This window comes from Rheinheimera sp. 4Y26, from assembly GCF_025245835.1.
Lineage (GTDB): Bacteria > Pseudomonadota > Gammaproteobacteria > Enterobacterales > Alteromonadaceae > Pararheinheimera.
Window position 1 is genome coordinate 243,602 of sequence record NZ_JAOBWS010000001.1, and the last position, 12,254, is coordinate 255,855.

At 51.3% G+C, this 12,254-nt stretch carries 8 protein-coding genes; 6 read left to right on the top strand and 2 right to left on the bottom strand.

The annotated features are described in order from the left end of the window. Positions 1 to 181 precede the first annotated feature (181 nt). The 6 genes from N3Z11_RS00995 (at position 182) to N3Z11_RS01020 (ending at position 10,653) form a co-directional block, all read left to right on the top strand. Positions 182 to 2,071: a hypothetical protein gene (locus tag N3Z11_RS00995; RefSeq protein WP_260655273.1), complete on the top strand. Its 1,890-nt coding sequence runs from the start codon at positions 182 to 184 to the stop codon at positions 2,069 to 2,071. A 353-nt stretch (positions 2,072 to 2,424) separates the two neighbouring features. Further along, entirely contained in the window at positions 2,425 to 4,668 is a 2,244-nt protein-coding gene (locus N3Z11_RS01000) for an ATPase, T2SS/T4P/T4SS family (RefSeq protein WP_260655274.1), read from the top strand. Continuing rightward, positions 4,665 to 5,747 (top strand): ATP-binding protein, encoded by a 1,083-nt coding sequence (locus N3Z11_RS01005; RefSeq protein WP_260655275.1) that lies wholly within the window; start codon positions 4,665 to 4,667, stop codon positions 5,745 to 5,747. The genes N3Z11_RS01000 and N3Z11_RS01005 overlap by 4 nt, the downstream gene beginning before the upstream one ends. A gap of 12 nt (positions 5,748 to 5,759) precedes the next feature. Next, positions 5,760 to 6,101, top strand: a complete 342-nt coding sequence (locus N3Z11_RS01010; protein ID WP_260655276.1) for a hypothetical protein — start codon at positions 5,760 to 5,762, stop codon at positions 6,099 to 6,101. 213 nt (positions 6,102 to 6,314) lie between these two features. After that, positions 6,315 to 8,765, top strand: a complete 2,451-nt coding sequence (locus tag N3Z11_RS01015) for an EAL domain-containing protein (RefSeq protein ID WP_260655277.1) — start codon at positions 6,315 to 6,317, stop codon at positions 8,763 to 8,765. A gap of 103 nt (positions 8,766 to 8,868) precedes the next feature. Then, on the top strand, positions 8,869 to 10,653 hold the full coding sequence (locus N3Z11_RS01020) for a thiamine pyrophosphate-binding protein (RefSeq protein WP_260655278.1): 1,785 nt from the start codon (positions 8,869 to 8,871) through the stop codon (positions 10,651 to 10,653). A gap of 37 nt (positions 10,654 to 10,690) precedes the next feature. Here N3Z11_RS01020 and N3Z11_RS01025 read toward each other — a convergent pair whose 3' ends face one another. Together N3Z11_RS01025 and N3Z11_RS01030 are read right to left on the bottom strand one after the other, a co-directional pair. Next, positions 10,691 to 11,524 (bottom strand): hypothetical protein, encoded by an 834-nt coding sequence (locus tag N3Z11_RS01025; protein ID WP_260655279.1) that lies wholly within the window; start codon positions 11,522 to 11,524, stop codon positions 10,691 to 10,693. Then, positions 11,502 to 12,254, bottom strand: a complete 753-nt coding sequence (locus N3Z11_RS01030; protein WP_260655280.1) for a citrate/2-methylcitrate synthase — start codon at positions 12,252 to 12,254, stop codon at positions 11,502 to 11,504. Before N3Z11_RS01030 ends, N3Z11_RS01025 begins: the two co-directional genes overlap by 23 nt.

Sequence of the window (12,254 nt, forward strand, 5' to 3'; positions counted from 1 at the left end):
CCAGCCCTGATGGCGCTGATGTGTGCCTGAAAATATCGAACCAGACTTTATCAGAGAATTATCAGCTTTTCCTCTTCTGGAACTCTGGCTTTTGTGGTGGTGCCAACTAGGCTCTGGACGCTGTGAGTGACCACAGCAACCTAAGTTGGCAAACCAAGCCGGCAAACCGCAGGAGAGCAAGATGCCCATAGCAATGTTGAACTTAGCTGATCACAGATCAGTAGATAAAACAGCAATTTATAGAACAGAACACAACAGTGTCGAAAATTACAGCGCAGCCATTGCTAACTTCAGCCTGCGCAAAGCAATTGCGCTGACGCTGCCGCTGTTATTTTGCAGTGGTCTTAGTGCTGCAGATGCCAAACCCACAGCGATAGATTCCGCCATGTACTTTCAGGCGGATGTGCGGGACGCCGGTTATTGCAGCATGAGGTTGGTCAATGGTCAGTTGCAGGCGTTTAACCGCGACAATGGCAAGCCCATTTCAAACCCGGCCATGACTTGCCCTGATATGTTTTCCTGGAAGTTGTTTGCTGAGGTGGTGCAGGACAAGTTCTGGTCGAACTGGGCTGACGAGCAGCAAAACTGGCCAGCTCAACCTTACCCATTGTGCCAGAGTGGGCAAACACCAGCGGCCAATGCCTGTTGCCGCCCAGGGGATGCCACCAACAGCACCAGTCATTGCCCGGTTTTTCCTGGCCAGCGTTTTGCGCCACAACTCAAAGCTTTTGCCAGCGCAGTGGGTGAAAAAGCCACAGCACAAGCGCGCAGCAAAGAGCTAAACCGCCATACCCGTATTCCTTTTCATCATCAGCTGAATTCGTTACATCAGCCGGCGCCTGCGGACATGCTAAAAGCGGATGGCTCCGGTACGCCGTCCTGCAACGCTGTGCCACAAAATGGCCGGCAAGTAGATTTGGTACCGGCTATTCTGAAAAACTTTAAACCTGCCGATGCACAAAGTGTGGGCCGTATTATCCGCCAGACCAATGCCGAACTGACCATTCGCAATCAGGCGTTTCACGACTATTTGTTCCGCAATAATTTGTATAACGCCGATGGTGCGCTGGAGGTGTTTTTTGCCAATCAGGCCAATTTGCAACAACAAGCGCCTTATCATGGTGCTGAAGTTGCGGCCGGAGCAGGCAAGAAAGGCCAGTTGTTCAAAATAGATTTTCCTTTTGATGCCGTGATGATCAAAAGCAACTGGGTGCATTATCAGTTGATCAATGCCCTGGGTTTGCCAGCAGATTCAACCGCTTACGCCAGTAAATATTTGTCGACGCAAATTAATCTGGCCGCTATTGGTTTGAGTGACGACCCAAAAGCCCAGTGTAATCTGCAAGGTCCGCATTATCTGGTGGCCTTTCATATCTCGTCTAAAGACACGCCAAACTGGGTCTGGACCACCTTTGAGCACATTAATCTGCCGGGGCGTTGTGACACCACCGGCTGTAACGACGCTTATGGTTATCGAAGTGCCGACGTGCGCCCATCAGGCACAGCTGACAATTATGTAAAACCCAATCAGCAGTCGGATAAGCTTAATGACAGCAGCATAGTGTTCCGGCCTGATGCCGGTTACCCGCTGGAAAAACCAAGACCGGAGTGGCAGCAGTTATTGGCGCAACTGAAAATTGGTACCACGGCGGACCAAGATCAGCATGAGCCGTCACCCGCCGACAGCGCCTGGTTAAATTACCGGCTGAAGGGCTCACAGGTGGATTTTGTCACTGCCACAGGGCGGCCAACCATGCTGGGCAATTCGGTGACTGAAGCCGGTTTTATGGACGGTTCCAGCTGTGTCAGCTGTCATGCCAGAGCTGGTGTGGCAGGCCTTGGGCAAAAACCGGGCGACAAAATACCGGACGGCACTGCCACCAAACATTTCCTGGCGTTGTCGGTGTTTGAAACCAGCCTGAGTGATTTTGGATATTTTCGCAGTCACCATGGTATTCCGCGTTCAGAATGGTATCACCGCGACAATAATTCCAGGCCGGAACTTGAAGTGCTGCAGCTTGATTTTGTCTGGGGTTTTCTGAATGCCCAGCCTGTGGTGACAAATAAATAATTGGTTGTCTGGTGGCGCTGAATGCAGCTAATGAAGTTGCTTGAAGTTCAGTTGCGCTAACTGCACAGGCACACTCAGGCACACTAAAGCAGTTATTAACCCCTGGCATGGCCGCTGAAATGCTTAGCGGCCATGCTACTTTCTCAACTCAACTCAACTCAACTCAACTCAACTCAACTCAACTCAATGCAGCTCGGCTTAACTCAATTCAACGCAGGCCTGAGCAGCGCCACTTTTATGCAGTGACAGTTGTTGTGGTAGCGATCTGCATAAAACTTGCGCTCAATTAATATCTTTCTAATTTAAGGCACTACACTGATCCAGTATGAATCAGTACGGTAAAAGGCCAATGCATGGATAACGCCTGCAGTCTTATCGCTTCAGCACCTGCCAGACATTTATTTGCCAGTCAGCCGGAACATGCCGACCGGGTTACCGGCCACTCCTTCCCGACACAGGCTGCTGCACAACGTATTTTGCAACTACTGCCCGACATTGCACCGCAGCAACTGGTGATGCATGTCGGGGCAGGCTCAGGTTATTTCAGTGCCATTCTGGCAAAAATGGCGGCACGGGTTTTTGCCATAGAACGCAACGACTTGCTGGCTCGTACCACCTGCGAGCATTTTCATGCATTAAATATCAGTAATATTGAGGTGATTCAGCTCGATGCCAACCTGAGTACGCCTTTATGCGGCCAGTGCCAGCTGATTATGACCACCTGCATCTTAACCAGTTTTGAGCATCTGCTCCCCGTGCTGGCCGAAGGGGGTTACCTGGCGACACTGGAAGATGACAAAGATCATGTGTCAAATCTGGTGTTGTACCAGAAGCAACAAGGTCAGTTGCAGCGGTTAAATAATCTGGGCTGGGTCGATTTCAGCCGCCGTTTAGCCGATATGGTGATTGATTTAGGTTATGTCGACGAAACAACCTTGCAGGCCGCTAAAGCTGACGCCCAGAAAAATGCCGAACCTTTAATTAATGCAATTAACCGCATTAAACAACTGAAAAACCGTAGCCTGTTTGAAGCTGTCGCTAAAGAGCGGCAGTTCCCCTTTTTGGATTACGAAAGCCTGATCCAGCAGGTTGATGCCTCGTTATTTCGCCAGTTCTCGCGGATTTTTCTCGATCGCAGTCATGCGTTACCGGTCAATATTACCGACAACAAACTGCTGGTGGTTACAGACGACCCGGATGCAGACTATGCCGAGCTTGCCATGATGAATGGCAACGGCCATATCAGCCTGGCCTTGCTGACCCCGGAAGACTTTAACCGCTTGTGGACTCAGCTGGATGTCAGCACCAAGGCGCAGTACCGCGCCCAGTCGGAACAAATCAAAAGTACTGAAGAAGCAAACGCCGAGAGCAAACCCAACCCGGTCAATCCTTATCTGGTGTCTTTGTACGATGCGTTATTAATGGAAGCCATCAGCGAGCATGCCAGTGACATTCATATTGAGTGTTATCAGCAACATACCAGGCTGCGACTGCGCATTGACGGTGACTTGCAGGACATGACGCAGTTTCAGGTGTCGATGACGGATTTAGCCGGCCTGATTAATGTGATTAAAATCCGCGCCGAACTGGATATTGGTGAACGGCGTTTACCGCAGGGGGGCCGTAGTCAGGTTAAACATAGCCAGCATCAATATGATTTGCGCATTCAAACCCAGCCTTCATTACATGCCGAACATATTGTGATCCGGCTGTTAAAACAAACCGGGCGCGCCCTGAGCATGACGGATTTGGGCATGTCGGCGCGTGTCACCGGCATGTATCAGCGCTTACTAAATAACCCGGCCGGGCTGGTGCTGGTGGTTGGGCCCACAGGCTCGGGCAAATCCACCACCTTATACGCCGGTTTGCAATTGCTGGCAGAAGATGGCAAACGCAAAGTGATCACGGTCGAAGATCCGATTGAATATTCAATAGATAACATTCAGCAAACCCGGGTCAGAGCTGATATAGGTTTTGATTTTCCGGATGCATTACGTGCTTTTGTGCGCGAAGACCCGGACGTGATTCTGGTGGGGGAAATCCGTGACCACGCTACAGCGCTGGAGGCGGCGAGAGCCTCACAAACCGGCCATCTGGTGTTATCCACCTTGCACTGCAACGATGCAGTAGATGCGATTCAGCGCTTGCGCGATCTGGAAATTCATCCCAATTCGATTGCCAGTGAATTATTGGCGGTGATGGCGCAGCGGTTGGCAAAACGCATTTGCCCGCATTGCAAAAAGCAGGTAGAACCCGATGCGGCTATAGTTGCAGAGTTATTTCCCGATGAAATTCCGGCTAACTTTCGTTGTTTTGCAGGCCAGGGTTGTCCGCGCTGTAACGGCAGAGGCACCCATGGTCAGGTGGCCGTGTTTGAATTTATGCTGGTGAATACCGACATCCGTAATGCCATTTCACAACAAAAAACTGCCACTGAACTACGCTGGCAGGCGCTGGATGCCGGCATGATTACCATGCGAGACAGTGCGCTGAATCTGGTAGTTGAAGGTGTGATCCCGCTCAGCGAGTTACCCAAAGTGCTGCTGCAGGAGCGGATGGCTCCGGAAAACCGCGGTGGAGTGAGGCCATCCGTATGACAAAAACGGCACAAAAATTATCAGCAGAGCAGGCTTTTGCGGCTGAGCTGGAACAACTGCAGCAGCAGGACACAGCGCCTGTGCCACCTGGCTGGGCTATGTCGGCCATTGCGGTGGAACGTTTTATCTGTGGCGACAGTGCGCTTGGCATCAGCCGCAAATTTGTCGCCGAAGCTGGGGTTGTCACACGCATTATTCTGTCCTTATGCACCCAGCGTGGTATTTTGCTGACCGGCTCCCCTGGTACCGCCAAATCCTGGCTATCAGAATTGCTGGCGGCCGCTATTAGCCGTGATTCAACCCAGGTGATCCAGGGCGGCGCCATCAGCAACCTGAGCCAGCTGCTTTACAGCTGGAATCCACAACTGATGCAGCTGCAGGGCCCAAGCCAGCAAGCACTGGTCAGCACCCCGCTGTACAGAGCCATGCGCGATGGCAAAATTTTACGTTTTGAAGAAATTACCCGCTGTCCGCAACCTTTGCAGGACGCTGTGTTGTCCATTTTATCTGAGCGTATTCTGGTGGTGCCGGAATTGCCTTCAGCCCAAAGTACCCTGTATGCCACGGCCGGTTTTAATATTGTGGCCACCGCCAACAGCGTGGACGAAGGCATTCAGCGCATGAGTTCTGCGCTAAAACGGCGGCTGAGTTTTGAGCATATAAAACCTATCCGTCATCTGGATGATGAAGCGCAAGTGATACTGCAGGAGTGCAATAAACTGATGGCGGCCAACCACATTATGGTGGAACCGGCGCACGAGCTTATCCAGGTGCTGGCCACTATTTTTCACGAACTGCGCAATGGCCAGACGCTGGATGGCCGCAGTACCGACCGGCTGGCGGGCGCCACTATGTCAACCGCCGAAGCTGTCAGTGTTGCCCATGCCATTTATACCCACGCTTATTATTATCAGCAAAGCCGCCCTGATGCGACATTGTTGCTGCACGTGTTGTTGGGGTCCGCGTTAAAAGACCAGCCAAAAGACCGGCGGCGGCTGCGACATTATGTTGAAACCGAATGTGCCGAACGTCAGGGCGAATACTGGCAAAGTTTATATCAACAAAGACACTTGATTTAATTGGAGATTTTTATGCTGAAAAACAACGACAAGCTGTTGGTTTGTTATCGCAGACTATTCATTAACGATGAAAATCGCTTTTTCCTCGGCACCGTTGATGAATACGACAATGGTCTGGTCAAGATCACCGGGCACAGTTTTCTGCGTGACGGCATTACCGGGCAAATAGCGGAAAAATCCAGCCAGGCGACTAAAATTTTGTCAATCAGTGCAGGTTCGCTGATTGTTTATCTGTTACCGGATAGCGTCGATATAGACAAGCTGCACTTTTCTCAGCAAAAGTTGAAGATCTGTCTGACGGATGGTCAGGATTTTAGTCTGGATTTAACGGAAAAGTCGTTGCGCCCCAGCTAAGTCTGCGGCGTTAAAACACAACCTTATGTAGATTTAGTCTGGCTGTAACAGGCTTTGCCATTGCCGGCACGGGCTGGTTACAGCCTGATACTGAATAACCTGGTTGCTGAGCCTGAATAAGGAACGAGCTTGCGTTGCCTGCGCCCTGAAGTTAAGGTGGATTTTTCTAAATCGCGTTTGTTCAGCACAAACAAAAGTTAGGATGAAGTGTTGGTGCAGGTTGAATATGTAGCATTATTGGTCACTGGCACTTCGATGAACGAGGCTGTGCATCGGGTTTTGCCTGCCAACAGTCAGGTGCAGATTATCCGGGTCGATAACAGCCTTGACGCTATTGCTGTGCTAAAGCAACAGGCTGTGCAGCTGATTATTTCTGAAATTGATATTGGTTCAATCGACGGCTGGCGCCTGGCCAGACTGGTTCGCGCCAATGTGCTCAAGTGTGATGAACACACGCCTTTTATTCTGCTCAGTTCTACCTATTGTGAACGGATCACCGAAACCACGGCCCGGGCTTATGGCATCAACCTGGTGGTGGCAAAACAACAGCTGGCGGAGTTACCCCGGCATATCAATCATTTATTGCAAAAAGCTGCACACAGCCAAAACCGGCAATGCATTCTGGTGGTGGAAGATGAACCTGATATTGCTGAACTGGCCCGCCGTATTCTGCAGCCCAATTATGATGTGGTGATTGCAGCCACAGGCCCTCAAGCGCTGGTTTGTTTTGCGGAGCGGGAATTCGCGCTGGTATTGCTGGACGTGATGTTGCCAGGCCTGAATGGTCAGCAAGTGCTGGCAGAAATGATGCGCCAGCGGCCTCAGCAGTCTGTGGTGGTGATGACAGCACATGGTGGTATTGAGATTGCCGAGCAGATGATGCTGCAGGGCGCTGCCGATTTTGTCAGTAAACCCTTCAGGGCAGAGCAACTGCGGCGGGTGATTGATGTTGCCACCCAACGCGAAGATTTTCTGGTCAGTAACGAGCAGTTTAAACAAAAAGTTGAACAACTGGCGGGCAGCGAAGAGCGCTACCGGGCCTTATCTCTGGTTCATCAGCGGGTATTGGACCATGTATCTACAGTGCTGATGGAGTTAGATCCAGACGGAAACATCCGCTTTGCCAATAAAGCCTGGTTCGATTTGGTAGCTGGCAGCAGTCTGCAGCATACCGGCAAGCTTGGCAGTTTTTTCCATCCGGCCGATCGGGTGCTGTTTGAACAGCAATTACAGGCCTTGTGTCAGGGCAAGGCGCAGCAATGGCATATTGAACTGCAATTGATGATGCCGCAGTGCTGGGTTGCGCTGAATATGGCGCAGCTGCCGGACCAAATGTCAGGTGTCACTGTTACGCTCGAAAATATAGAAGAGCGCAAACGAGCCGAGCAGGAGTTACAGCATCTGGCGATGCACGATCCGCTGACCAGTTTATATAACCGCCACTTTTTTGACCGGGAATTGATCCGGCTGGCAGGACTTGCTTCTGCTGAACGGACACACGCTTTACTCTATATCGATCTGGATCATTTTAAGGTCATTAACGATTCCCATGGTCATTCGCATGGTGATGCCATATTGCGTGAGGTGGCGCTGCGGCTGGCAAAAGAGCTCAGTGCAACAGATTTGCTGTGCCGGGTTGGCGGAGATGAGTTTGTGGTGCTCACCCAGGATAAATCCATGCAACAAGCAGTAGAGCTGGCGGAGCAGTTATGCCAGCAACTGCAAAACCGGCCTTACACTTTAAAAGATAAAGTCTATTCACTCAGTTGCAGTATTGGTATCAGCCTGATTGACGGCAGTATGCCGGATGCACAAATTTATCTGCAACAATCTGATATTGCTTTGTATGTTGCCAAAGACAAAGGCCGGAACAGGGCACACTGTTACAGTGTGCAGGATGCGGCAAGCCATACGCTGCAAAATTCATTGCAATGGTCACAACAACTGCGCGAAGCCATAGTGCGTGACCAGATTGTGCTGCATTTTCAGCCTGTGGTTTGTGTCAAAACCAACGCAGTGGTTTATTTTGAAGCTCTGGTGCGCTTGAGTCTGGCCGACCGGCTGGTTTATCCGGGTGATTTTATTCAGGCATTGGAGCAGGTAGAAGACATTAACCTGTTGGATCATCAGGTGATTGCCAAGACCATCGCCATGATGAGCCGGCATCCGGTGCTGAAAAAAGTGGCCATTAATTTGTCGGCCCAGGCATTCAGAGATGAGCGGTTGGTGCCTCTGATTGAACAAAAACTGCAGCAATATCAGGTGTCACCACATCGTATTGTGTTTGAGCTGACCGAAACGGCCAGTTTAAATAATATCAGCGGCACCTATGCCATGATTGAACAGTTAACCAGTTTAGGTTGTGAGTTTTCGATCGACGATTTTGGCACAGGTTTCAGTACCTTCAGTTACCTGAAACAGTTGCCGTCCGGCAGTATTAAAATTGACGGCTCTTTTGTTAAAAATATGCACCGCGACAAAATGGATTTCACTTTAGTGAAATCTATGGCGGAAATAGCCACCGCACTTGGCCGTAAAACAGTGGCCGAATTTGTCGAAAATGCGGACATTTTTGCCATGCTGGCACCGCTGGGTATCGATTATGCCCAGGGTTACCACATCAGCAAACCGCTGCCGATCGAACAAATCGAAAAAACATTCTAATACAAGATCTTAGACATCTTGTCTGCTGTTGTTTTAACCAACCCTGTGATATACCCATGGCTGGGGGAAATGAACTCCCATGGCTTTTTAAAAGGTATATCAAATGCACGATCAATTGATTGAGCATGGACAGCAGATGGACAAGGAGCAAGTGACGTATGCAGATCTCGTCGTTGAGTATCTGAATTTATTAGGTGTTGAATATGTTTTTGGCGTACCGGGCGGTGCCATTGAACCACTGTTTAACGCACTGGCGCGCAGTGAGCGCCGCGGTGGTGTGCGGGCAGTGGTGGCACGGCATGAAGCCGGTGCTGCTTTTATGGCGGATGGTTATGCCAGAGAAACCGGAAAACTCGGCGTTTGTTGCGCCACCACAGGCCCTGGCGCGACCAATCTGCTGACCGGCGTTGCCAGCGCTTACGCCGACAATGTGCCTATCTTAGTAATCACCGCACAAACCCCTTTACCCAAGTTCGGCCGGCGAGCCTTGCAGGATTCTTCCTGTGCCGCCATTGATATTGTTGGCATTTTTCGCCATTGCACCCGTTATAACTCCTTGGTCAGCCATCAGGAACAACTGGAAAACAAACTGATAGCCGCTGTGATGGCGAGCAGCCGTATTCCGGCCGGCCCTGTGCATATTTCGATTCCATCCGATATTTTACGCACCGAAGCAGGTTACCTGCCCAAAGTCAGGCCTGAATTATTAACCCAGCAATTTCAGCTCTCCGACAGAGTCGCGCTGGAAAAGCTGATTCAGGAGCTGTCACAGGCTAAACATATCGCGCTTTTTATTGGTGACGGTTGTAAGGATGCGTCCGGCAGCATTATGCAGCTGGCCACTTTGCTGAATGCGCCTTTTGTCTCCGGCCCTATGGGCAAACGCTGGGTGGATGAAACTCATCCGTTGTATCGGGGGGTTTTTGGTTTTGCCGGACACAGCAGTGCGGCTGAGTTATTGGCTGACAAAGACGATAAGCTGGATTTGGTGCTGGCCATAGGTGCTGCGCTGGGGGAGCTTGGCACCAGTGGCTGGGCCGAAGAGTTAATCAATCATAAGCTGATCCATATTGACTCCAGCGTTGAGCATTTCACCCGCTCGCCTATGGCCAGACTGCATGTCTGTGGTTCTTTGCCGGTGATCTTTAAAAAGCTGGTGGACGAAGTGCGGCAAGCTCAGCTGAAGTGGGGCAAATGCTGGCCTGAATTTGGTTCTGTACCTCCACTCAATGCGCTGGGTGGTCGTAGTCTGTGGCGCGATAGTATGGCGATGGAACATCGTCAGCTGCCATTCAAACCACAAAGCCTGTTTTGTTTGCTGGCCCGCATATTGCCCGAAGGAACGCGGTTTTTTGCCGACGCCGGCAATGCATGGGCCTGGGCAATTCATTATTACCAGCGTGCTGAATCCAACGGCAAATTCCATATTGCGATGGGGTTAGGCGCTATGGCCTGGGCTATAGGTGCTGTCATTGGCTCTGCGCTTGGTGATAGCAGCGGCGCGGCGCACGTTTGTGTGACCGGTGACGGCGCTTATCTGATGAGTGCGCAGGAGATCACTGTCGCCAAACAACAGCAGTTGCCCATTTTGTTTATTGTGCTGAACGATGGCGTGCTTGGTATGGTGATGCATGGCCAGCGGCTGGGGAATGCAGAAAAAATAGGTTTTGAACTGGGCGCTGTGGATTATGCTGCGCTGGCATTGGCGCTTGGGGTGGATGCTGCGGTGATCACCGCTGCAGAACAACTGCTGGCGCTGGATTTTTCCGCGATTTTTCAGAAACAAGGGCCCACGCTGTTGGATATCCGTATAGATCCGGAGGAAATCCCACCGATGTTATCCCGTATCCAAAGTCTGCAGAACCAATCGATGACGCCGGGCGGTTAGCTTGTTCAGAAAAAGCCAGCGCTGTTAAAACACATCATTAGTCAATCACAGGAACACTTCGGGCAGGATGCCCCTGATAGCTGATATCGGCACATTGCAAAGCCAGAAAACTACGTTCAGTCTGATCAAGTTGGTCAACGTAACAAGCCATCACACCGCTGGCAACACAGAGGTTTTTAATACGGTACACTTCGTCCGGGCTAAAACCCTGATCTGACATAAAGGCGGCGGTGTAACCGCCAATATTAATGCCCATGCCAAAGGTCGCCAGTAAGTAGTCAGACAGCTGATTGGCCAGCGTCAGGTGCGGGCCATCGGTAAAACCCAAAGCTGCCGTCATACGCCTGTGAGGTTCAATACGTTCGTCGTGGCGGGCCACAGGACGGGCAAAACCAATAATGGCGGGTTTGCCGTGTTTGAGCGGCACTCTGGCCACCAGTTGCTCAATGCTTAAGCCTTGCTCAACCTCAAGCCGCGCCCGTTGAATAAATTCCATCGCCAGTTTTGAGGTAAGGCTACCGCCATAAGCGCGGGAATCAGCTGCCAGACAACCAGCGGCAGTGGCTGCGGTCGGGCTGCTGTGCAATTCACCGGCGAAGGCGCCAATCTGGTTACACCAGATACGGGCATCCGGATAGCTCATCACCATAAAATTGTTTTCCAGCCAGCAGCCAAGCTCAGCGCTAATCAAACGACCTGTAGCATTGAGCACCAGCACCTGCATATAACTTTTTTGCAGGAACAAGTCATTGAGCAGGGAATATTGCCGGATTTGCACATCCTGGCCGCCAACCCATTTACCAATGCGGCTGACAATACGGCCACGGCGGGAATCCCACAACGCCAGCTTATTCGACTTGTTGGTATTCATAATCTTCGTCCGCGAGTAAAGGTGAGGCGGTGATGGGTCTGTGAGTTTGTTCCATACCATGGGCCAACAGCCCCGGGGCACGCAGCAGCTGAAATAAACCAATGCTTTCGCGCTGGCCAATGCCAAGGTCGAGACAGGCTGCAGCACAAAGCCCTACATCCAGCACACCCTGTTGCTGTGGTTGCCACTGTTGTTGTAATTGCCGGCATAACGCCAGTGCCGGGCCTGCCGCCGGAAGCCGGGCAAGCTGGTTGAGTATGTCAGCCATCAGCGGATCCGCTTCCCCATAGAGCTGGCCAAATCCTGCCGGCGGCAGTTGATTGTCTGTGCTGATCCCGTCCAGTTGCTGTTTCAGCGCTTGCCAGGCGCTTGCCACCGCTACAGCACCCTGACGTTCGCCGCCCAGGACCTGTAAGCCAATAGGTAATAAATGTTCCGGCCGCGCTTTACTGACTGCGGCCGTCATCACAGCTCTGGTGGCCGGATGGCGCGGGCCGGCGTTACATAAAGCAATTTGCAGCTGTTGCAGTAGTTGGGCCTGGGCTGCATCTGGCAATTCGCCGGTCAGCAGCAAAAACAACAGATCGGTAAAACTGCGTTTTTGCATCAGTTCCAGCAAGTCATAACCACAGATGCGTTGTTGTACTGTCAGATAAGGATTATCCGTTGCCGCAACTTCCTCAGTAATGCGGCTGCTGCTTTGTGCGGCATAAACAAAATCTTTGTTCAT

Bases quoted from the DNA above. Each gene is read 5' to 3' on its own strand.
- N3Z11_RS00995 (WP_260655273.1), top strand. From the start codon at position 182: ATGCCCATAGCAATGTTGAACTTAGCTGATCACAGATCAGTAGATAAA.
- N3Z11_RS01000 (WP_260655274.1), top strand. From the start codon at position 2,425: ATGGATAACGCCTGCAGTCTTATCGCTTCAGCACCTGCCAGACATTTA.
- N3Z11_RS01005 (WP_260655275.1), top strand. From the start codon at position 4,665: ATGACAAAAACGGCACAAAAATTATCAGCAGAGCAGGCTTTTGCGGCT.
- N3Z11_RS01010 (WP_260655276.1), top strand. From the start codon at position 5,760: ATGCTGAAAAACAACGACAAGCTGTTGGTTTGTTATCGCAGACTATTC.
- N3Z11_RS01020 (WP_260655278.1), top strand. From the start codon at position 8,869: ATGCACGATCAATTGATTGAGCATGGACAGCAGATGGACAAGGAGCAA.
- N3Z11_RS01025 (WP_260655279.1), bottom strand. From the start codon at position 11,524: ATGAATACCAACAAGTCGAATAAGCTGGCGTTGTGGGATTCCCGCCGT.
- N3Z11_RS01030 (WP_260655280.1), bottom strand. From the start codon at position 12,254: ATGAACAAAGATTTTGTTTATGCCGCACAAAGCAGCAGCCGCATTACT.